The 21028-nt window shown below is 62.9% G+C and carries 19 protein-coding genes; all 19 read left to right on the forward strand.

The window, feature by feature from the left end; all coding sequences use genetic code 11:
- The first annotated feature begins 10 nt into the window (after positions 1-10).
- Positions 11-439, forward strand: a complete 429-nt coding sequence (gene mce / locus ACQ5ID_RS04310) for a methylmalonyl-CoA epimerase (protein ID WP_429911235.1) — start codon at positions 11-13, stop codon at positions 437-439.
- A complete protein-coding gene (locus ACQ5ID_RS04315) occupies positions 439-816 on the forward strand; it encodes a DUF1467 family protein (protein WP_429911236.1) in 378 nt (125 codons plus the stop codon). Before mce ends, ACQ5ID_RS04315 begins: the two co-directional genes overlap by 1 nt.
- Positions 817-1130: 314 nt before the next feature.
- Complete coding sequence (proS, locus tag ACQ5ID_RS04320; RefSeq protein ID WP_429911237.1) at positions 1131-2465, forward strand: proline--tRNA ligase; 1335 nt, start codon at positions 1131-1133, stop codon at positions 2463-2465.
- Positions 2462-3784 carry a lipoprotein-releasing ABC transporter permease subunit gene (locus tag ACQ5ID_RS04325; RefSeq protein ID WP_429911238.1) on the forward strand — a complete coding sequence of 441 codons (1323 nt, stop codon included), beginning with the start codon at positions 2462-2464 and terminating at the stop codon, positions 3782-3784. The genes proS and ACQ5ID_RS04325 overlap by 4 nt, the downstream gene beginning before the upstream one ends.
- The gene (locus ACQ5ID_RS04330) at positions 3777-4457 is read left to right on the forward strand and encodes an ABC transporter ATP-binding protein (protein WP_429911239.1); all 681 of its coding nucleotides are present in this window, start codon (positions 3777-3779) and stop codon (positions 4455-4457) included. Before ACQ5ID_RS04325 ends, ACQ5ID_RS04330 begins: the two co-directional genes overlap by 8 nt.
- Before the next feature lie 319 nt (positions 4458-4776).
- Positions 4777-8235, forward strand: a complete 3459-nt coding sequence (gene dnaE / locus ACQ5ID_RS04335) for a DNA polymerase III subunit alpha (RefSeq protein ID WP_429911240.1) — start codon at positions 4777-4779, stop codon at positions 8233-8235.
- A 207-nt stretch (positions 8236-8442) separates the two neighbouring features.
- Positions 8443-9288 (forward strand): 30S ribosomal protein S2, encoded by an 846-nt coding sequence (gene rpsB, locus ACQ5ID_RS04340; protein WP_429911241.1) that lies wholly within the window; start codon positions 8443-8445, stop codon positions 9286-9288.
- A 34-nt stretch (positions 9289-9322) separates the two neighbouring features.
- The gene (gene tsf / locus ACQ5ID_RS04345; protein ID WP_429911242.1) at positions 9323-10264 is read left to right on the forward strand and encodes a translation elongation factor Ts; all 942 of its coding nucleotides are present in this window, start codon (positions 9323-9325) and stop codon (positions 10262-10264) included.
- A 69-nt stretch (positions 10265-10333) separates the two neighbouring features.
- Complete coding sequence (gene pyrH, locus ACQ5ID_RS04350) at positions 10334-11098, forward strand: UMP kinase (RefSeq protein ID WP_429911243.1); 765 nt, start codon at positions 10334-10336, stop codon at positions 11096-11098.
- Positions 11099-11105: 7 nt separating this feature from the next.
- A complete protein-coding gene (gene frr, locus ACQ5ID_RS04355) occupies positions 11106-11672 on the forward strand; it encodes a ribosome recycling factor (protein WP_429911244.1) in 567 nt (188 codons plus the stop codon).
- 43 nt (positions 11673-11715) lie between these two features.
- The gene (locus ACQ5ID_RS04360) at positions 11716-12438 is read left to right on the forward strand and encodes an isoprenyl transferase (RefSeq protein WP_429911245.1); all 723 of its coding nucleotides are present in this window, start codon (positions 11716-11718) and stop codon (positions 12436-12438) included.
- Entirely contained in the window at positions 12435-13262 is an 828-nt protein-coding gene (locus ACQ5ID_RS04365) for a phosphatidate cytidylyltransferase (RefSeq protein WP_429911246.1), read from the forward strand. Before ACQ5ID_RS04360 ends, ACQ5ID_RS04365 begins: the two co-directional genes overlap by 4 nt.
- Positions 13263-14462, forward strand: a complete 1200-nt coding sequence (gene dxr / locus ACQ5ID_RS04370) for a 1-deoxy-D-xylulose-5-phosphate reductoisomerase (protein WP_429911247.1) — start codon at positions 13263-13265, stop codon at positions 14460-14462. It abuts the gene before it with no gap.
- A gap of 6 nt (positions 14463-14468) precedes the next feature.
- Positions 14469-15668 carry a M50 family metallopeptidase gene (locus ACQ5ID_RS04375; RefSeq protein WP_429911248.1) on the forward strand — a complete coding sequence of 400 codons (1200 nt, stop codon included), beginning with the start codon at positions 14469-14471 and terminating at the stop codon, positions 15666-15668.
- Between the two features lie 34 nt (positions 15669-15702).
- Positions 15703-18075, forward strand: a complete 2373-nt coding sequence (gene bamA, locus ACQ5ID_RS04380; protein ID WP_429911249.1) for an outer membrane protein assembly factor BamA — start codon at positions 15703-15705, stop codon at positions 18073-18075.
- Between the two features lie 4 nt (positions 18076-18079).
- Complete coding sequence (locus tag ACQ5ID_RS04385) at positions 18080-18676, forward strand: OmpH family outer membrane protein (protein ID WP_429911250.1); 597 nt, start codon at positions 18080-18082, stop codon at positions 18674-18676.
- Between the two features lie 11 nt (positions 18677-18687).
- A complete protein-coding gene (gene lpxD, locus ACQ5ID_RS04390; RefSeq protein WP_429911251.1) occupies positions 18688-19743 on the forward strand; it encodes a UDP-3-O-(3-hydroxymyristoyl)glucosamine N-acyltransferase in 1056 nt (351 codons plus the stop codon).
- 25 nt (positions 19744-19768) lie between these two features.
- Positions 19769-20236 carry a 3-hydroxyacyl-ACP dehydratase FabZ gene (gene fabZ / locus ACQ5ID_RS04395; protein ID WP_429911252.1) on the forward strand — a complete coding sequence of 156 codons (468 nt, stop codon included), beginning with the start codon at positions 19769-19771 and terminating at the stop codon, positions 20234-20236.
- Positions 20233-21024 (forward strand): acyl-ACP--UDP-N-acetylglucosamine O-acyltransferase, encoded by a 792-nt coding sequence (gene lpxA / locus ACQ5ID_RS04400; protein WP_429911253.1) that lies wholly within the window; start codon positions 20233-20235, stop codon positions 21022-21024. The genes fabZ and lpxA overlap by 4 nt, the downstream gene beginning before the upstream one ends.
- The last annotated feature ends 4 nt before the right edge of the window (positions 21025-21028 follow it).

Here is a 21028-nt window from a genome sequence, read left to right on the forward strand (position 1 = left end):
AGGCGTGTCCATGAAAATCGGACGATTGAACCATGTCGGCGTAGCCACGCCGGACGTGAAGGCGGCGGCGAAAACCTATGCCGATCTCTATGGCGCCACGGATGCGACCGAGGCGAAGGACTTCCCCCATCTGGGCGTGCGCGTGGTGTTCGTCTCGGTGCCGAACATGCAGATCGAGCTGATCGAACCGCTGGGCGCTGACAGCCCGATCCACAAATTCCTGGAGAAGAACCCAAAAGGGGGGCAGCACCATATGTGCTTTGAAGTCAGCGACATAGTGGCAGCACGTGATGCGATGCGTGAATGCGGCGCAACAGTGCTCGGCACCGGCGAGCCCTATATCGGCGCGCACGGCGTGCCGGTGATCTTCGTCCACCCCAAGGATACGGGCGGCGTGCTGGTCGAGCTGATGCAGGCACCGGGCGAAGGAGCGCACTGATGGCAGAGCGTTTCCTCATCACCGTCCAGCCCGCCTTTCGCTATCTCGCCATACTCCTCGCCGTGCTGGCGCCGGTGATCATGTTTGCCCAGCTATTCATCCCCTCTGGCGAGGTTGGCTTCGTTGAAGGGCTGGTGGTCTATCTCATCACCTGGTGGATCGTGATTTTCACCGTGCTGCCCTTGCGCATACAGGGACAGTACGAGACCGGCGAGATCGTCGAAGGCTCTGAACCCGGCGCGCCGGTCAATCCGCGGCTGAAGGAGAAAGCCTTCCTGACCACCGTTCTTACCAGCGTGCTCTGGCTGGTTTTCTTTGCGGTGATGGAGCTGGGGATTATCGACCTCAACACGCTCTGGGGGCCGGAGTACCGGTAGTCTGCAGTCTGGCTTGCCTGCATTGTCATCACCCGGCTTGTGCTGGTGATTCCTGCTCGGAGCGTGCTGCTATTTCCTCCCCCGTTTACGGGGGAGGTGCCTTCGAAGAAGGCGGAGGGGGGAACTTGTTCGTGCAATCCCCCCCCCTCGGCCCTTCGGGCCACTCCCCCCGTTCACGGGGGGAGAAACCCTGAAGGCGCGGGCCATGACACGTTTCAACCACCTTAGCCGCAATGCGTGCCTTGCGGGCGTTGACGGTGCGGTCTAATCGTTGATCCAGTTGTTCAACCCGCCTGCGACGCGAGACCGTTTCCATGCGCCTTAGCCGCTTTTTCCTACCCGTCCTGAAGGAAACGCCTGCCGATGCGCAGATCGTCTCGCACCGGCTGATGCTGCGTGCCGGGATGATCCGGCAGGAAGCGGCTGGCATCTATTCCTGGCTGCCGCTGGGCTTCCGGGTGCTCAAGAAGATCGAACAGATCGTACGCGAGGAGCAGGACCGGGCAGGGGCCATCGAGCTGCTGATGCCGACGCTCCAGCCGGCCGATCTCTGGCGCGAGAGCGGGCGTTATGACGGCTATGGCAAGGAGATGCTGCGCATTGTCGACCGCCATGAGCGCGACCTGCTCTACGGACCGACCAATGAGGAGATGATCACTGCGATCTTCCGCTCATACTGCCGGTCCTACAAGGACTTGCCGAAGATTCTCTATCACATCCAGTGGAAGTTCCGCGACGAGATCCGCCCGCGCTTTGGCGTGATGCGCGGGCGTGAGTTTCTGATGAAGGACAGCTATTCGTTCGATCTGGACGAGGCATCGGCCCGCCGCGCCTATAACCGCATGTTCGTAGCCTATCTGAACACGTTCGACCGGCTGGGCCTGAAAGCCGTGCCGATGCGCGCCGATACCGGCCCTATCGGCGGCGATCTCTCCCATGAATTCATCATCCTGGCCGAGACCGGCGAGAGCGAGGTGTTCTGCGATTCAGCCCTCGTCGACATGGGCGCACCGGGCCTTGATGTGGACTTTGAGGGCGATCTGCAGCCCCTCGTCGATGCGCGCACCTCGCTCTATGCCGCGACCCAGGAAATGCACGAGGCGGAGCGCTTCACATCGGAAGTGCCTGAGGAGCGGCGCCTTTCCGCGCGCGGCATTGAAGTGGGCCATATCTTCTATTTCGGCACCAAGTATTCCGCGCCGCTGGGCGCGAACGTCACCCATCCTGACGGCAAGGACCGCCCGGTCCATATGGGCTCCTACGGGGTGGGGGTGTCACGGCTTCTGGGCGCGATCATTGAGGCGCACCATGACGAGGCCGGGTGTATCTGGCCGGAAAGCGTCGCGCCCTTCGGCGTTGGCATCATCAATCTCAAGCCCGGTGATGCCGATACCGATGCGGCCTGCCAGAGCGCCTATGACGCGCTGATGAAGGCTGGAAAAGACCCGCTGCTGGACGACACCAATGAGCGTCCCGGCGGCAAGTTTGCCACCATGGACCTGATCGGCGTGCCCTGGCAGCTCATTATCGGTCCGCGCGGGCTGAAAGAGGGCAAGGTGGAGATCAAGCGGCGCGCCACTGGCGAGCGCTTCGAAGTCAGCCTTGAAAGCGCACTCTCTCAGCTGACAGCGGAGCAGGCGGGTAAATGAGCGCAGCGAAAGCCAAGGGCGGGAGCAAAGGCGCAGGCGCGTTCAGCGCCTGGGAATTCCTGCTGGCTTTCCGCTATCTCAGAACCCGGCGCAAGCATGGCGGGGTGACGCTGATATCGGTGATTTCCTTTATCGGCATCACGCTGGCGGTGACGGCGCTGATTGCTGTCATGTCGATCATGAATGGCTTCCGCCACGAATTGCTGTCGCGCCTTCTGGGCGTGCAGCCGCATGTCTATGTCTACACCGCTGAAAGCGCGGCGCTGACGGGTGATCTGGTGGACCGGATCAATCAGGTGCCGGGCGTGCGCCAGGCCGGACCGATAATCGCGGCGCAGGCCCTGATCAGCTCCGAGCGCGGCGCGTCCGGCGCGCAGGTGATAGGCGTGCGCCCGTCAGACCTTGGCCAGTTCGATCTCATCGCCGGTGAGGGCGAGGCGGCCGCAGCGGGTGGCGGCATCGTGCAAGGCTCTGCCGATAATTTCGGTGTCGGCCATCATGGCGGCGACGGCATCCTGATCGGTTCGGGCATTGCGGCGCAGCTGGGCGTCAGCGCAGGCGATACGGTGACCCTGCTCGCACCGCAGGGCGCGTCTACGCCCATGGGCACCGTGCCACGGCGCAAGAACTATGTCGTGGACGGCGTTGTTTCCATGGGTGTTCTAGATCTCGACCGGATCTATGTCTTCATGCCGCTGGAGCAGGCCGCGCTGTTTTTCGGGCGATCGGGCGGGGCGGACTATATCGATATACGCATCACCAATCCCGATGATCCAGAAGCGGTGGTGGCGGCTGTGCGCGAGCTGGTGCCTGCGGGCTCGGCCGTGTTCGACTGGCGCCGGCAGAACCAGTCCTTCTGGACCGCGCTGCAGGTGGAGCGCATGGCGATGCGCATGATCCTCTCCATCATCGTGCTGATTGCCGCCATGAACATCATTTCCGGCCTCGTCATGCTGGTGAAGAACAAGAGCCGCGATATCGCCATTTTGCGCACGATGGGCGCGACGCAAGGCGCGGTGATGCGCGTATTCCTCATCTCCGGCGCGGCCATCGGCGTGCTGGGTACTATTGCGGGCATCATCCTGGGCGTGCTGATCGCCGTGTTTATCGGCCCGATACAGGATTTCCTCGCCTTCGTGACGGGCGTCGATGTGTTCGATCCGTCCGTCTACCTGCTCTACCGCCTGCCTGCGCGGCTGGACTGGGCTGAAGTGGCGTTCGTGGCCGTGTGGGGCTTTGCCACCGCGCTGATCGCCACGCTACCACCGTCCTGGCGGGCAGGGCGGATCGATCCGGTGGAGGCGCTGCGCTATGAGTGATCCGGCCCTCTCCATTCGCGGCCTGGTGCGCCAGTACCAGACCGATGCTGAGCTGATCGAGGTGCTGAGCGGCGCTGATCTCGACCTGATGCCCGGCGAGCTGGTCGGCCTCGTCGGCCCTTCGGGTTCTGGCAAGTCCTCGCTCCTGCATGCGGCGGCCCTGCTGGAAAAGCCCAATGCCGGTTCGGTGCATATTGCGGGCGTTGACGGCCTCGAGCTGAACGAACGCGGACGCACCGCGCTGCGCCGCCGCGAAATCGGTTTCGTCTATCAATTCCATCATTTGCTGCCTGAGCTTGATGCGCTGGACAATGTTGCCCTGCCGCGCCTGATCGCGGGCGAGAGCAAGGCGAAGGCGCGTGCCAAGGCGCGCGACTGGCTGACCAGGCTGGGGCTTGGCGCGCGGCTGACACACCTGCCGGCGCAGCTTTCCGGCGGGGAGCAGCAACGCGTGGCCATCGCCCGCGCGCTGGTGGGCGAGCCGCGTGTGGTGCTGGCCGACGAACCGACAGGCAATCTCGATCCGGCGACCTCCGACCAGGTATTTGATGCGTTGGCGGGGGCGTGCCGCGAGGCGGGCGCTGCGGCTCTGGTGGCCACGCATAATCTTGCGCTTGCGGGGCGGATGGACAGGGTCGTCACGCTGGAGAATGGCCGCGTCGTCACGGCCTGACGGCATCGCGATTTCCCCATGAAATCAACGCGGACGGGCTTTGTACCCGCAGCCGGACCGATTCTGCTTGACGGCGGAACAAAAGGCGAATATTTCAAGTGGAACAAATAGCGAATATAACGGATATCAACAGGAGTTCTCACATGAAGCGCTTGATCGAAGAAGCCAGCACCGCCTTTGTTACGCTAGGGTTCGTGGCCGTTGTGCTGACATGGAGCACGGCGCTCATAGGCTAGGGCTGACATGGCAGGTCGGTGGCCCGTCCGAATCCGGTGAGACTTGGCGGCTTGCCTGACGGGCGGGGCTACAGGAGACGGGTATGAACGATAGCGCATTCGTCCATCTACGCAGCCGTTCGCCCTATTCCCTGCTGGAGGGAGCGACGCGTATCCCGGAGCTGGCAAAGCTCTGCGGCGAGATGGACATGCCTGCGCTGGCGCTGACCGATAGCAATAATCTGTTCGGCGCGCTGGAGTTTTCCGAATATCTGTCCGGTGCGGGCGTGCAGCCGATCATCGGGTGCACCCTGTCTGTGAAGTTGGAGGCGGAGCGGCCCGGAGAGAGAGTTGTTCCTGCCGGAACGCTGGTTTTGCTGGTCCAGAACGAGGCCGGTTACCGCAATCTCGTTTCGCTCTCCTCGTCAGCCTATCTCGATGTCGGCCCCGCCGACGAGCCTTCGGTGCCGCTCAACGCGATACTGGAACACAATGAGGGCCTGATCTGTCTCACAGGCGGATATGACGGCGCGCTCAACCGTCTGGTTGTCTCCGGCAAGGCGCCGCGGGCCGAGGCCGTGCTGGACCGGCTTTGCGAGGCATTTTCGGGGCGGCTCTATATCGAGTTGCAACGCCATGGGCGCGCCGATGATGTGACAGCCGAAGACTGGCTGGTCCCTGTGGCCTATGCGCGCGGACTGCCTCTGGTGGCGACCAATGAGCCGTACTTCGCCACCGCCGAGCGCCACGAAGCACACGACGCGCTGATGTGTATCGCACAGTCGACCTATGTGATCGTCGATGACCGCCGCAAGGTTACGCCCGATCACTACTTCAAGAGCAGCGCTGAAATGGTGGCCGTGTTTTCCGACCTGCCGGAGGCCATCGCGAATACGCTGGATATCGCGCGCCGGTGCTCATACCGGCCGCGTACCGGTGATCCGGTGCTGCCGCGCTTTCCGGGGCTTGAGGGGCGCACCGAGGCCGAAGAGCTTGCCGCGCGGGCGCAGGACGGGCTCAAGGCGCGTCTGGCGGCGGTGGAACCGGCGGCGTCCCTGAAAGAATACGAGGATCGGCTGGCCTTCGAGCTGGGCGTTATCGAACGCATGGGCTTCCCCGGCTATTTCCTGATCGTTGCCGACTTCATCCAGTGGTCCAAGGCGCAAGGTATTCCGGTCGGGCCGGGCCGGGGGTCGGGTGCCGGTTCGGTCGTGGCCTGGGCGCTGACGATTACCGATCTGGATCCGTTGCGCTTTGGCCTCCTGTTCGAGCGCTTCCTGAACCCCGAACGCGTGTCCATGCCGGATTTCGATATCGATTTCTGTCAGGAGCGCCGGGGCGAGGTCATCCGCTATGTGCAGGAGCGCTATGGCTCTGACCGCGTGGCCCAGATCATCACCTTTGGTACGCTGCAGGCGCGCGCTGTGGTGCGCGATGTCGGCCGGGTCCTGCAGATACCCTTCCCGGTCGTGGACCGGATCGCCAAGCTTGTCCCGAACAATCCGGCCCAGCCTGTCACGCTGGCCGAGGCGGTGGATACCGAACCCAAATTGCAGGCCATGCGCCGCGAGGATGCGGCCGTCGACCGGCTGATGACGGTCGCGCTGCAGCTCGAAGGGCTCTACCGGAACGCCTCCACGCACGCAGCCGGCATAGTGATCGGTGACAGGCCGCTGACCGAATTTGTGCCGCTTTACCGCGATCCGCGCTCCGACATCCCCGCAACCCAGTTCAACATGAAATGGGTGGAGCCTGCGGGCCTTGTGAAGTTCGATTTTCTGGGTCTCAAAACGCTCACCGTGATGGCCCGCGCGGTGGAGTATATCAAGGCGTCCACCGGCGAAGAGATTGATCTTGATGCGGTGGCGCTCGATGATCCGGCGGCCTACGCGCTGATGGCATCGGGCAGCACGATCGGCGTGTTCCAGCTGGAAAGTTCCGGCATGCGCGACACCCTGAAAAAGGTGAAGCCGGACACGTTTGAAGACATTATCGCGCTGATCTCGCTCTATCGTCCCGGCCCGATGAAGAACATCGACATCTATGTTGAACGCAAGTTCGGCCGGTCTGATCCTGACTTCCTCCATCCCGATCTGGAACCCGTGCTGAAAGAGACCCACGGGGTCATCATCTATCAGGAACAGGTGATGCAGATCGCCCAGATACTCTCCGGCTACTCGCTGGGCGAGGCCGATCTCCTGCGCCGCGCCATGGGCAAGAAGAAGAAAGAGGAGATGGACAAGCAGCGCGAGCGCTTCCTGGCAGGCGCTGCCGAGCGCGGGGTTGGGGAAGAAAAAGCCTCCTACATTTTCGATCTGGTTGCCGAGTTTGCCGGTTACGGCTTCAACAAATCCCACGCGGCGGCCTACGCGCTCATCGCCTACCGGACAGCGTGGCTCAAAGCACACCATCCGGTAGCATTCATGGCCGCCCTGATGAGCCTCGACGCAGCCAATACCGACAAGCTCGCCGTGTTCTTCCAGGAATGCCGCCATATGGGCGTCGCGGTGCTGGGCCCGGACATCAACCGTTCGCTGGCCGATTTTTCGGTCGAGGACGGCGCGGTGCGTTACGGGTTGGGCGCGGTGCGCAGTGCCGGCATGGGCGCCATGGAAGAGGTTGTGCGTACCCGCGGCGAGGGCGGCGCGTTTGCGGACCTCTATGATTTTGCCGCGCGCGTGGATGCGCGCAATGTCAACAAGCGCCTGCTTGAAACGCTGGCCAGGGCAGGGGCGTTCGACAGTATCGAGCCGGACCGCGCGCGCGTCATGGCCGCGGCTGAAACGTTGTGCGCAATTGCGCAGGCCGCGCAGGCCGAGCGCGATTCAGCGCAAGTATCGCTGTTTGGCGGCGGCGGCAGTGACAAGGTGGCGCTTGAGCGTCCGCCCTTGCCCGCCTTCGAGCCGTGGGAGGCGTCGCGCCGCCTCGATGAAGAGCTGGCAGCCATCGGCTTCTACCTGTCCGGTCATCCGCTTGATGCGTTCAGCGAAGTGCTCGCCCGGCGCGGCGCGATCGGCTGGTCGGAGCTGGTCCAGCGCGTCCAGGAAGGCGGGGTAAGAGCGGCGCGGATGGCCGGCATCGTCCGGCGCCGTCAGGAGAAAATCTCCCGCCGCTCCAATGAACGCTTTGCCTTCCTCACCCTGTCTGATCCCAGCGGCGAGTTCGAGGCGCTGGTGCCGCCAAAGGTGTTTTCCGAGGTGCGCGACCTGCTGGAGGCTGGCCAAGGCGTTCTGGCAACCTTCCGCGTTGAAGATCAGGACGAGCAGATACGCCTCATCATGGATGGCTGTGAGCCTCTGGAAGGGCTCCTGCGGGAAGCGCAATTGCCGGGCCTGTGCGTGGAACTTGATGATGCGGCCGCGCTGGAGGGCATTCATGCCCGGCTGTCGCGCCTGGCCGACGCCGGGGGCGAGGCGCGCGGGGTGGTAGTGCTCGATTTGCCGGTGAATGGACGCGCGCGGGCGCGTGTGCGCCTGCCGGGCGGATACCGGCTTGATCCGGCCTTGCGCAGCGCGCTCAAAGAGGTGCCGGGCGTCAGCGCGGTCGAGGCGCTGGCTGTCTGACCGGCGGGCGCGGCGGTGTTCTGGCCGCTCAACGCACACAGGCGCTTGTCTGCAAGGCAAAGCACGCCTATAAGCGCGCCCGCAATCCCGCACGTGGGGCAACGGCAGGTTCGGTGTTCGGACCCGTCGATCCGGTGCCTGGCTTTTCCTGTTTTGCAGGGAGACCGGCTCCGCCCTGCGGAGGCCAACCGGAAAAGGAAAATCGATATGGCCCTTCCTGACTTCTCCATGCGTCAGCTCCTTGAAGCTGGTGCGCACTTCGGTCACCAGACCCACCGCTGGAACCCCAAGATGCGTCCGTTCATCTTCGGTGAGCGTTCCAACATCCACATTATTGACCTGTCACAGACGGTTCCGCTGCTCCACCAGGCATTGGTGAAGGTGCGCGAAGTTGCCGCCAATGGCGGCCGCGTCCTGTTTGTCGGCACCAAGCGTCAGGCGTCCGAGCCGGTCGCGCAGGCTGCACAGCGTTGCGCGCAGTACTACATGAATCATCGCTGGCTCGGCGGCACGCTGACCAACTGGCGCACGATCTCTATTTCGATCGCCCGCCTGCGTGAGCTGGAAGGCATTCTCGATCAGGATGGCGGCCCGCAGGGCCTCACCAAGAAAGAGATCCTGATGCTCACCCGCGAACGCGAGAAGCTTGAGCGCTCGCTGGGCGGAATCAAGGAAATGGGCGGCACGCCGGACCTCATCTTCGTGATCGACACCAACAAGGAAGCGATCGCGATCCAGGAAGCCCGCCGTCTGAACATTCCGGTCGTGGCCGTGGTTGATACCAATTGCGATCCCGATCCGGTCGATTTCCCGATCCCCGGCAATGATGATGCGGCCCGCGCCATCGCGCTTTACTGCGACCTCGTCGCCGATGCGGTGCTGGACGGCATTTCCGACAGCCAGGCATCGCTGGGCGTCGATATGGGCGCTGCGGTAAACCCGGTTGTGGAGCCTGCGCTGGCCGAAGAAGCCCCCGAGGCGCCGGCTGATGCGGCCCCCGCAGAAGGTGAGGCCGCTGCGGCCGAACCTGCCGGCGAAGACACCAAAGCCTAAGTCGAACGACACAAAAAATAACAGGAGACTCCCCATGGCCGAGATCACAGCCGCTCTCGTCAAGGACCTGCGCGAACGCACCGGCGCGGGCATGATGGACTGCAAGAAAGCGCTCGCCGAAACCAATGGTGACCTCGAAGCAGCCATTGACTGGCTTCGCAAGAAGGGCCTGTCCAAGGCTGCCAAGAAAGCTGACCGTGTTGCCGCTGACGGTCTGGTCGGCGTCGCGTCGGTTGATCGTGGCGACGGCATGGCGGCAGCTGCGGTCGAGGTGAATGCCGAGACCGATTTCGTCGCGCGTAACGAGCTGTTCCAGGCTGCTGTTTCCGAAATCACCACGCTGGGCATTGATGCGAACGATGTTGATGCCCTGCGCCAGGCCAAGATGGCTTCTGGTGAAACCGTGGAAGGCAGTCTGACCAACCTGATCGCCAAGATCGGCGAGAACATGTCCCTGCGTCGCGTGTCGGCCCTGTCGGTCAATGCCGGTGTGGTGGCCAGCTATGTCCACAACGCTGCGGCGGACGGGCTTGGCAAGATCGGCGTGCTGGTGGCTCTGGAGTCCACCGGCGACAAGGCTGTGCTCGCAGAGCTTGGCCGCAAGGTGGCCATGCACGTTGCTGCCGGTTCGCCGGCTGTGGCGCTGGCGGTCGATGTCGATGAGCTGTCTGCTGACGTCATCGAGCGTGAGAAGGCCGTTTTTGCTGACCAGGCACGCCAGTCCGGTAAGCCCGAAGCTATCATCGAGAAGATGGTGGAAGGGCGCCTTCGCAAGTTCTACGAGGAAGTCGTGCTGATGAAGCAGGTCTTCGTCTTTGATCCGGATCTGACGGTTGAAGGCGCCATTGCGGCGGCGGCCAAAGATGCGGGCGCCCCCATCAAGCTGACGGGTTTTGTCCGCATGGTGCTCGGTGAAGGCGTAGAGCGCAAAGAAGAAGATTTCGCTGCCGAAGTGGCCGCGCTCGGCAAATCGTGATCTGAATATCTCCGGCGGCTGGATCATCCAGCCGCCGGAACTGCTTTCCAGAACGGAGCAACGATCCCCGTGAGCGACACCCCCCATGACGAACGTCCGGTACCGGCAGGCCCCTATCGCAGGGTGTTGCTGAAGGTTTCGGGCGAGGCGTTGATGGGAAGCCAAGCCTACGGGATCGACATGGAAACGGCCGAGCGCATTGCCGAGGAAGTCGGCGCTGCGGTCAAGGCCGGATATGAAATGTGTCTGGTCATTGGCGGCGGGAATATTTTCCGTGGCCTGCAGGCAGCCGCCAAGGGCATGGACCGCGCTGCGGCGGACTATATGGGCATGCTGGCGACGGTGATGAACGCGCTGGCCATGCAGACGGCGCTGGAGCGCCGGGGCGTACAGACGCGCGTCCAGTCCGCCATACCGATGACGACGGTGTGCGAGCCCTATATCCGCCGCCGGGCCGTGCGCCACATGGAAAAAGGCCGGGTGGTCATTTTCGCGGCTGGTACCGGCAATCCCTTCTTTACCACCGACACGGCGGCGGCGCTGCGCGCAGCAGAGATGGGCTGTGACGCGCTGTTCAAGGGCACGCAGGTTGACGGCGTGTATTCGGCTGATCCGAAGAAAGACCCGAAGGCCGAGCGCTATGACCAGCTGGATTATCTGGACGTGATCGCGCGTGACCTGAAGGTGATGGATGCATCAGCCGTCACGCTTATGCGCGACAACCAGATTCCCATCGTCGTGTTCGATATCCACCGTACAAACGGCCTGGCCGATGTGCTCGACGGACGGGGCGTATGCACCGTGGTCGGCCCCCGGCCGGCGATGAAACAGTGAGGACAGCATGAGCAAGGCTGGCGATTTTGATCTGAAGGACATTGAGCGCCGCATGGACGGCGCTGTGGAAGCGCTGAAGAAGGAGTTCGCCGGGCTGCGAACCGGCCGCGCGAGCATTGCGCTGCTCGATCCGATCAAGATCGACGCCTATGGCAGCCCCACACCGATCAATCAGGTGGGGACGGTTTCTGTGCCGGAACCGCGCATGCTGTCTGTACAGGTCTGGGACAAGAATCTGGCACCGGCTGTCGACAAGGCGATCCGCAACTCATCACTGGGCCTCAATCCGGTGGTGGAAGGCACGCTGATCCGCATTCCGATCCCGCCGCTCAACGAAGAACGCCGCGCCGAGCTTGCCAAGACGGCCGGAAGCTATGCTGAACAGGCCCGTGTGGCGGTGCGTAATGTCCGCCGTGATGGCATGGAGGCGCTGAAGCGCGCCGAGAAAGACAATCTGATCAGCGAGGATGAGCACAAGCGCTTTTCTGATCAGGTCCAGAAGGCGACCGATAACAGCATCGGCTCGATTGACGAGCTTCTGAAAGCCAAGCAGGACGAAATCACCCAGGTCTGATGACCTGTTTGCTGTCTGACAGGTCCGGGGAGGACTGTTTGCGATGTCAGCTGAACCCGGCGGCCAGATCACCGTGCCGCGCCACGTGGCCGTCATCATGGATGGTAACGGGCGCTGGGCTGCGGCGCGTGGCCTGCCCAGGGCCATGGGGCATCGTCAGGGCGTAGAGGCGGTTCGCGCGCTTGTGCGTGGCTCTGCCGATCTGGGCGTTACTCACCTGACATTGTTTGGGTTTTCTACCGAGAACTGGCGGCGTTCCACCGAAGAGGTGAGTACGCTTTTCGACCTGCTCAAGCAGTTTGTCGACGCTGATCTGGACGATCTGGCGAAAAACGGCGTGCGGGTGCGCATTCTGGGCAGCCGGGACGGCTTGTCAGCTGATATCCGCGAGATCATTGACCGGGCTGAGGCCCGCACCGCCGTCAATACGCGCTTCAATCTCAATGTCGCCTTCAACTATGGCGGCCGCGACGAAATCGTCCGGACGGCCAGAGCTTTGCTGGCGGAGTTTCAGGCCGGCGCCCTGCAAGGCGAGATTGACGAAAAAGCTTTCGCCGCACGGCTGGATACCAGCGGACTGCCCGATCCGGACCTGATTATCCGCACCAGCGGTGAAATGCGCATCTCCAACTTCCTGCTCTGGCAGGGCGCGTATTCGGAGCTGGTCTTCATGGATGTGCTGTGGCCGGACTTTTCCGTCGAGCACATGAAAGAGGCGATTGGTATCTACCAGTCACGCAATCGCCGGTTTGGCGGGCGCCCGTGAGTCTGTTGGCACGCCTTCCCGGACCGCGCGACCCGGTTTTCCTGCGCCGGCTGGCATCCGCGCTGGTGCTCGCGCCGCTGGCGCTCGGCCTGGTCTGGTATGGCGGCTATCCGTTCGCGATTTTCGTGGCCGCCTTCGCTGCCGCCATGGCGTGGGAATGGGTGCGCATGTCTGACCGCGATGCGCCGCCGCGCGCCTTCTCGATTGCCACCGGAACCGCCGTTGGCAGCGTCCTGCTGGCAGCCAATGGCGAATGGGCGTGGTGCGCCCTATGGGTGCTGGCCGGTGCGGTATCAGCCTATCTCGACCGGCGCAGGCGGGGCAGGGCATGGGAGGCACCGCTGGGTGTGATCTATGTCGCCAGCGCGGCGAGTATACTTGTGGGCTTGCGCGGTGCTGATGGCGGGCTGGGCGCGGTCCTGTTCCTGCTGGCGGTGGTGTGGGCGGCTGACACGTTCGCCTATCTGGCGGGCACGTGGCTTGGCGGTCCGAAGCTTCTGCCCGCAGCCAGTCCCAACAAGACATGGACCGGGCTGGTCGCCGGCGTCGGGTGCGGCGCGGCTGCCGGGGTGATTGTGGCAGGGCTGTGGGGGCTGGACCCCGCTTATGCTCTGGCCGCTGCTCTGCCTGCCGCTGGCATGGCTGTTGCGGGTGATCTGGTAATGTCACTCGCCAAGCGCCGGTTTGGCGTGAAGGATGCAGGCACGCTGATCCCCGGGCATGGCGGGGTGCTCGACCGGGTGGACGCCTTGATGCTTGCGACCGTTTTTGCCGGCCTGTTTGCAATGCTGGCTCCCGCTGGCTGGCCGGGCAGTGGTATCTAGATGACGCGCACGATCTCCATTCTGGGGGCTACGGGCTCTGTCGGGCTGGCGACGCTGGACCTGATCGACGCCGCGCCGGAGGGCCGCTACGAGCTTGTAGCGCTCACGGCCAATACCCGCGCGCAGGAGCTGGCAGACATCGCCCTGCGTCTGCGCCCGCGCTTTACCGCCCTTGGCGATGCGCGTCACGCACCTGTGCTGGAGGCGGCGCTGGCCGGTTCCGGTCTCAAATGGGGTGCAGGGCCTTCCGCCGTCGCTGAAGCCGCGTCCATGGAAGCCGACTGGACCATGGCGGCGATTGTCGGCGCGGCGGGGCTGGCGCCCACGCTGGCAGCCGTAAAACGCGGCCAGGTCGTCGCGCTGGCCAACAAGGAAGCGCTGGTGTGTGCCGGCCCGCTATTCATGGAGAGCGCGCGCCGCTCCGGCGCGACGGTTCTGCCGGTTGATTCCGAACACAACGCGATCTTTCAGGCACTCGGCGGCAGCGATCCCGCCAAAGTGCGCCGGATCATTCTGACCGCATCTGGCGGTCCGTTCCGCAATGCCAGCCTTGAGACCATGGCGCGTGCCAGCGTGCGCGACGCCGTCGCCCATCCCGTCTGGTCCATGGGGGCCAAGATCTCGGTGGACTCGGCGACGATGATGAACAAGGGGCTGGAGGTTATAGAGGCTTGCCATCTCTTCGCCCTGCCGCCGGAAAAGGTGGATGTGATCGTCCACCCTGAATCGATCCTGCACGGGCTGGTGGAGCATTATGATGGCGGGCTTCTCGCCCAGATGGGCACGCCGGACATGCGCACACCGATAGCCCATGCGCTGGGCTGGCCGGACCGTATGGAGACCGGCGTTTCGCGCCTTGATCTGCCCGCCCTGGGCAAGCTGACCTTTGAAGCGCCTGATCCGAAGCGCTTTCCGGCGCTCGAACTGGCGCGCGCCGCGTTCCGGCAGGGCGGTACCAGCCCGCTGGTATTGAACGCCGCCAACGAGATCGCGGTGGATGCCTTTCTGAATGGTCATGTCGGCTTCCTTGACATCGCCGCAATCGTTGCGGAGTCTCTGGAGCGGGGTGAGGGGGTAGCCAGAGGTTCATTGACCGATTTCGATACGGTATATGCGGCGGACGCTGCGGCACGCGAGCTGGCGGCATCGCTGGTGAAGGCGCGCGCGCAGCACAGCGCTAGCCGCGCACAGGGAGCATAAGGCAGCGTGACAGACTTGCTTGGATCGGGACTGCTCAGCGTCGCGGCCTTTGTGGCCGTGATCTCGTTTGTCGTGGTCATTCATGAGCTTGGTCACTATCTGGCAGGCCGGTATTTCGGCGTGCACGCGGAAGTGTTTTCAATCGGGTTCGGCCCGACCCTGGCCAGCTGGCATGACAGAAAGGGCACGCTCTGGCGTATCGCGGGCTTGCCGCTGGGCGGCTATGTCCGCTTTCTGGGCGATGCTGATGCAGTAAGCGCCCGCGATCAGGCAACGCTGGAGCGGCTGAAGGCCGCTCGCGCCGATGCGGACAAGGTGTTTCATTTCAAGCCGGTATGGCAGCGCGCGATCATCGTGCTGGCCGGTCCGGTGGCCAATTTTCTGCTCGCCATAATCCTGTTTGCCGCGGTCGGCATGGCCCGTGGGGAGGCCACCATTGAGCCGCTCATCGGCGAAATCACGGCTGAAAGTCCCGCTGAAGCGGCAGGCTTCCAGAGCGGCGACCTGCTGCTCACGATCGATGGTCAGCGCGCCCGCACCTTCACCGATCTTTCCCAAGCGGTAATGACGCGGGCAGGACAGCCCATGCGCTTCACCGTGGAGCGCGACGGGGCAGAACTGACCCTGCACGCCACGCCGCGCCGCGAGATGCGCGCTGACGGGCTGGGCGGCACGCGCGCGTTCGGCTTTCTGGGCGTTGGCCTGTCTTCCGAGGCGCAAATCATACAGCGCCGGTTCGGTCCGGTTGAGGCGCTTGGCCATGGCGTTACCCAGACGGGCCGCGTGTTGGTAACAATTGTTGATTATCTGGCGCGTCTGGTCACGTTCCAGGCGTCGCTGGAGCACATCAATGGCCCGCTGGGCATCGCGACCACGGCCGGGCAGGTCGCCAACATCGCCGTTGCCGATCCTGGCGCAGGAGAGGGCAGCAGCTACGACCTTAGCGTAGCGCTGATGCGTCTGGCTACCAATCTCGTTCTGCTGGCCGGACTCCTGTCCGTGGCGATCGGATTGATGAATCTCCTGCCAATCCCGGTTCTAGACGGTGGCCACCTTGTGTATTACGCCTACGAAGCCGTGGCGAAACATCCACCCAGCCCCTCGGTTCAGTCGCTTGGCCTCAAGGCCGGTCTGGCGCTGATCCTCGGGCTGATGGTGGTCGCTACATGGAATGATTTGAATTATCTGGCCGGCCTCTTCTCCTGATGGCTGGCGGAACGGGACCAGGGTGGTGCAGTCAATGAAGGTTTTCGTCTGGACGATAGCGGCCCTGGCGCTCCTGTGCTCACCGCTCGCCCATGCCCAGCCGGCCCGCGAAGACGCCGCCGCTGCGGAATTGCCGAGTGCGCAGGAGAGCCGGGAAGCTCCCCGGATCCTTCAGGTATTTGTCGAAGGCAATCAGCGCGTCGAGGCGGACACTATCCTGTCCTATATGCTGGTTCGGCCGGGTGATGTGGCCGATCCGCGCCTGATTAACCTGTCTATCCAGACGCTGTTTGCGACCAATCTGTTTGCCGATGTCCGGGTCGCGATCGAACAGTCCACATTGATCGTCTATGTGCGCGAGAATCCGGTCATCAACCGGGTGGTGCTGGAAGGCAACCGGGCCATCAATGACAGCCGGATTAACGATGAGATACAGCTCGGCCCGCGCTCCCTGTTCACGCGCACCCGCGTGCAGGCGGATGTTCAGCGTATCCTTGAGGTATATCGCCGGTCTGGACGTTTTGCCGTTCAGGTGAACCCGCAGATCGTCGAGCTGCCGCAAAACCGCGTTGATCTGGTGTTCGAGATTTCTGAAGGGCCGACGACAGGCGTAAGGCGGATCAACTTTGTCGGCAACCGGGCCTATTCCGACCGGCGTTTGCGCGGAGAGGTCGTGACGAGCGAGTCGCGCTGGTGGCGGTTTTTCGACTCCAATGACAATTATGATCCCGACCGGCTCGAGTTTGACCGTGAGCAGTTGCGCGAATTCTACGCTGATCGCGGTTATGCCGATTTTCGCGTGAGTTCGGCCGTCGCAGAGCTGGTGCCCGATCAATCGGGATTCTACGTCACCTACACGGTCGACGAAGGGCAGGTTTACAGCTTTGGCGAGATCACGGTTACGACCGAGATTGAGGATCTCGACCCGGAATATCTGCAAGCCATCGTGTCGACCCGGCCTGATGCGCTGTATGTGGGCAGCCGTATTGAGGAGTCGGTAGACACACTGACATTTGCTGCGGGTGCGGCGGGATATGCGTTCGTGGATGTGCGTCCTCGCGTGCGCACGAACCGCGAGACGCAAACCGTAGACATCGAATACGTCATCAACCCGGCGCCGCGCGTGTATATCGAACGGATTGATATCGCGGGGAATTCCCGCACGCTTGACCGCGTGATCCGGCGCGAGATGGAACTGGTGGAGGGCGACGCGTTCAACCAGGTACTGGTTAATCTGTCACGCCAGCGTGTCCGCCGTCTTGGTTTTTTTGAAAACGTTGAAATTACGCCGGTACAGGGTAGTAGTGCAGATCGCGCGCAGCTGCAGGTCGCCGTGACCGAGCAGCCGACGGGCGAGCTGGCGTTCGGCGTTGGTTATTCGTCGACCGACGCATTCCTTGTCGATTTCTCGGTGTCAGAGCGCAATTTGCGCGGGCGCGGCCAGTTTCTGCGATTCCGTGTTTCGGAAAGCTCGCGCCGCCGTCAGATCGATATCCGCTTCACCGAGCCGCGCTTCCTGGACCGCAATCTTGCGGCGGGCTTCGACCTGTTCCAGGTCCGTTCCAACTTCTCCCGGGAAGCGTCATTCGAGACCGAATCCACGGGGTTCAGCCTTCGCACCGGCTTCCCGCTAACAGCGTCCGTTGAGGCAGGGTTGAATTTCACACTTCGCAATGATGAGGTCCGTACTTTCTATGGTGTTTCGGGTGCAATTGCACGCGCGGCGGGGTCGCGTATGACCTCGCTGGTCGGGTATTCCGTCTCGTGGAACCGTGTTAACGATTTCCAGCGTCCGACAAATGGTTTCCGGCTGAGCCTGAACCAGGAAGTTGCGGGCTTCGGCGGTGATGTGCGCTATGTTCGCACTGAAGGGCGCGGTGCAATCTACCGCAATGTCTTCCGCTCCGATGTTGTACTCAGCCTGACCGGTGAGACCGGGATGATCCTCGGCTGGGGCGGTGATGACGTGCGGATCAATGACCGCTTCTTCAAAGGCGGCAACTCATTCCGTGGCTTTGAAACGGCGGGCATCGGGCCGCGCGTGGTTCAGCGTGACACGGATGGCCTTCTGATGCGCGACGATGCGCTGGGCGGCAATTTCTATGCTATCGGTGCGCTTGAGCTGGGCTTCCCGCTGGGCTTGCCTGAGCAGTATGGCGTCCGCGGCAGCGTGTTTAGTGAGTTCGGGACAATGGGTATCCTGCCTTCAGTTGACCAGATTGCTGACGTAGGCGGAACAACATCACCCTTCACTATCGATGAACTGGCACCGCGCGTGTCGGTTGGCATCAGTATTTTCTGGGACTCTCCGTTTGGCCCCGTCCGTTTCGACTTTGCGGAGGCCGTGGTTTATCAAGATTATGACCGCCGGGAGTTCTTCCGTTTCAGCACAAGCACAGGGTTCTAACATCATGACTTTCCAAACCAGCCAGATTGCCAGCAAGCGCATGCGTGCGTTTTTTGCCGGTATCGTTCTTGCTCTGGGCACGCTCGGTGCTGCTCACGCACAGAACATTCTGGTGATCAACGAAGAGACCATTCTGACCGAGAGCCAGGTCGGGCGGCATATTGCCAGCCAGCTGGAGGTGATCGGCCGCGAAATCCAGACCGAACTGGAGGCGGCCGCCCAGCCTCTCTCACAGGAAAACGAGGCCCTGCAGGCCGAAACTTCGGCTCTCAGCCAGGAAGCCATCCAGCAGCGCCCGGACCTGATCCAGCGCGCCCAGCAGCTGCAGCAGAACGCCCAGCAGCTCGAGCGTCTGCGCCGTCTGCGCCAGCAGGAGCTTGTGGCAACCGAGCGTCAGGCTCTTCAGCCCGTTCTGCAAGCGCTGGAAGGTGTCCTGCAGGAGGTCGTGAACGAGCGCAGCGCGACTGTGCTCCTCGACCGTTCGCAGGTCGTTTTCGCGGCCGACAGCGTGGATGTGACGTCTACGGTGGTCGAGCGTCTGAACCAGCGTATCCAGACGACGCCGGTGACGCGCGTCCGCGCTCCCGAGAATGGTCAGTAGACGTTAGTCCAGTGGCCGTTGACTTCCGGTTCTATCACCGTGTCGGCGAGCTGAACGCGAAGGACATTGCCGGTGAGCTCAATGCCGAGCTCGCCGGCAATCCTGTTTGCAGCGCTGTTGATGTAGCCTCTGCCAGCGCTCCGTCGCCCGGAACCCTGGTATTCGTTGAGTCATCGAAACCGCTGGAGGCAATTGCCTCCCACCCCTGTGTCATCATCGGGTCTGCCGACGCGCTGAGCGGGCAGAGCCTTCATCCCGGATCGGCGCTAATCACCGTTAAACACCCCAAGGCAGCCTTTGCTGTCATGGCCCCACGGGTGATTGCCCCCCGCGGCAATGATTCCTCCAGCGCGATACATCCATCCGCTGTCATCGGGCCGGGGACGGTTATCAGCCCCGGCGCGTATATTGGTGCCGGTGCATCTGTTGGCGAGAACTGCCATATCGGTCCGAATGCGGTCATCGGCACCGGCGTCGAGATCGGCGACGGCACACATATCGGCCCGTGCGCTGTCATCGGATTTGCGGTGATCGGGCGCAATTGCCGGATCGGACCGGGCAGCGTGATCGGCGAGGCCGGTTTTGGCCTGGTGCCAGGCCCGCAAGGTCTTCTGGAGCTTCCCCATTTCGGTCGCGTCGTGATTGGCGACGATGTGCGTATCGGTGCGAACTGCACCATAGATCGCGGGATGTTTGGCGATACCGCGCTGGGCGACGGGGTGAAGCTCGATAATCTGTGTCACATCGCGCACAATGTTCAGGTAGGCGCCCACACGCTGATGGCCGCGTTCGCGGGAGTTTCAGGCAGCGTGAATATCGGCCGCGGAGCCCAGTTCGGTGGCCGGGTCGGGATCGTTGACCATGTCACTATTGGTGACGGGGCGCGGCTTGCGGCCAATGCCTCACCGGCCGGGGATGTGCCAGCGGGTGAAACCTGGGCCGGACAGCCCGCCCAGCCGATCCGCGGATGGCTTCGTGAACTTGCCCTGCTCAAACGCCTGGCATCGCCGAAACGGCGCACGGTTGACGGTGGCCGCGCTGCAGGGCAGGACAAGGGTGACGAGTGACCTTCGGGTGAGCAATGGGGTGCGCATGACCGACCTTGCCAGCGTTATCGGGCCGGATGAAATCCTGATGCGTCTGCCGCACCGGTTCCCTTTCTTGCTGGTGGACCGCGCGCACAGCTATGTCGAGGGCGAGTCCATAATCGGCATCAAATGTGTGTCAGCCGGTGAGCCCTATTTTCAGGGGCACTTCCCCGAAAATCCCGTCATGCCCGGCGTGCTGATGATAGAGGCGCTGGCCCAGACAGGCGCCTTGCTGATGTCGAAAACACTCGACGCCGATATCTCCAACACCCTGATCCTGTTTATCGGTGTGGACAGGGCCCGGTTTCGCAAGCCGGTGCGTCCGGGAGATGTTCTGGAGATGCCGGTCCGTGTGGTGGCCAACCGCAGAGGGTTGTTCAGGTTTGAAGGCGACGCGCTGGTCAACGGGGTGAAAGTGGCTGACGCCGCGTTCTCCGCTACATCGGCGCAGCGCCAGGGAGAGGCATCGTGAGCACGCTTATCCACCCGTCCGCGATTGTCGAACCGGGAGCCGAGCTGGGCGAGGATGTCGAAATCGGACCGTTCTGCCAGGTCGGCCCGAAAGTAAAGATCGGGGACCGTACGCGGCTGGTCTCCCATGTCAGCGTGCGCAACCAGACTGAAATCGGTGCTGACTGCCTGGTGCATCCGTTTGCGGCGCTCGGCTCGCCCCCGCAGGATTTCAAATACAAGGGCGGCGATGTCAGCCTGGTGATAGGCGACCGCAATACGATGCGTGAGCATGTCACCATGCATCTGGGCACCGAGACCGCCCGCGGCACGACCCGCGTCGGCTCCGGGGGTTATTTCATGGTCGGCGCCCATGTCGGGCATGACTGCGTGGTGGGCGACAATGTGGTGTTCGCCAACAATGCCACGCTTGGCGGCGAGGTGGTGATTGGCGATTACGTCATCATGGGCGGACTGTCTGCCATCCATCAGAAGTGCCGCGTTGGCCGCTATGCATTTGTAGGCGGCGGCGCGCCCGTAACCGGTGACATTATCCCTTATGGGATGGTCGATAATCACGGCTATCTGGCCGGGTTGAATCTGGTGGGTATGAAGCGGCGCGGCTTTTCGCGCGATCTCATCCACGATCTGCGCGCCGCCTACCGGCTGATTTTTGCCGCAGAAGGCGCGTTTTCCGAACGGGTAGAGGATGCCAGCCGCCTGTTCGAGCAGCGCCCCGAGGTGATGGAGATCATCAATTTCGTGAAGGCCCCAGCAGCACGCCCGCTTTGCGGCCCCGAACAGGGCTAGCAGC

The organism is Glycocaulis sp., assembly GCF_050485565.1.
Taxonomy (GTDB): Bacteria; Pseudomonadota; Alphaproteobacteria; order Caulobacterales; family Maricaulaceae; genus Glycocaulis.

What these genes read in the sequence shown, in the direction of transcription:
- mce (WP_429911235.1), top strand. Translation starts at nt 11, where the DNA reads ATGAAAATCGGACGATTGAACCATGTCGGCGTAGCCACGCCGGACGTG.
- ACQ5ID_RS04315 (WP_429911236.1), top strand. Translation starts at nt 439, where the DNA reads ATGGCAGAGCGTTTCCTCATCACCGTCCAGCCCGCCTTTCGCTATCTC.
- proS (WP_429911237.1), top strand. Translation starts at nt 1,131, where the DNA reads ATGCGCCTTAGCCGCTTTTTCCTACCCGTCCTGAAGGAAACGCCTGCC.
- ACQ5ID_RS04325 (WP_429911238.1), top strand. Translation starts at nt 2,462, where the DNA reads ATGAGCGCAGCGAAAGCCAAGGGCGGGAGCAAAGGCGCAGGCGCGTTC.
- ACQ5ID_RS04330 (WP_429911239.1), top strand. Translation starts at nt 3,777, where the DNA reads ATGAGTGATCCGGCCCTCTCCATTCGCGGCCTGGTGCGCCAGTACCAG.
- dnaE (WP_429911240.1), top strand. Translation starts at nt 4,777, where the DNA reads ATGAACGATAGCGCATTCGTCCATCTACGCAGCCGTTCGCCCTATTCC.
- rpsB (WP_429911241.1), top strand. Translation starts at nt 8,443, where the DNA reads ATGGCCCTTCCTGACTTCTCCATGCGTCAGCTCCTTGAAGCTGGTGCG.
- tsf (WP_429911242.1), top strand. Translation starts at nt 9,323, where the DNA reads ATGGCCGAGATCACAGCCGCTCTCGTCAAGGACCTGCGCGAACGCACC.
- frr (WP_429911244.1), top strand. Translation starts at nt 11,106, where the DNA reads ATGAGCAAGGCTGGCGATTTTGATCTGAAGGACATTGAGCGCCGCATG.
- ACQ5ID_RS04360 (WP_429911245.1), top strand. Translation starts at nt 11,716, where the DNA reads ATGTCAGCTGAACCCGGCGGCCAGATCACCGTGCCGCGCCACGTGGCC.
- dxr (WP_429911247.1), top strand. Translation starts at nt 13,263, where the DNA reads ATGACGCGCACGATCTCCATTCTGGGGGCTACGGGCTCTGTCGGGCTG.
- bamA (WP_429911249.1), top strand. Translation starts at nt 15,703, where the DNA reads ATGAAGGTTTTCGTCTGGACGATAGCGGCCCTGGCGCTCCTGTGCTCA.
- ACQ5ID_RS04385 (WP_429911250.1), top strand. Translation starts at nt 18,080, where the DNA reads ATGACTTTCCAAACCAGCCAGATTGCCAGCAAGCGCATGCGTGCGTTT.
- fabZ (WP_429911252.1), top strand. Translation starts at nt 19,769, where the DNA reads ATGACCGACCTTGCCAGCGTTATCGGGCCGGATGAAATCCTGATGCGT.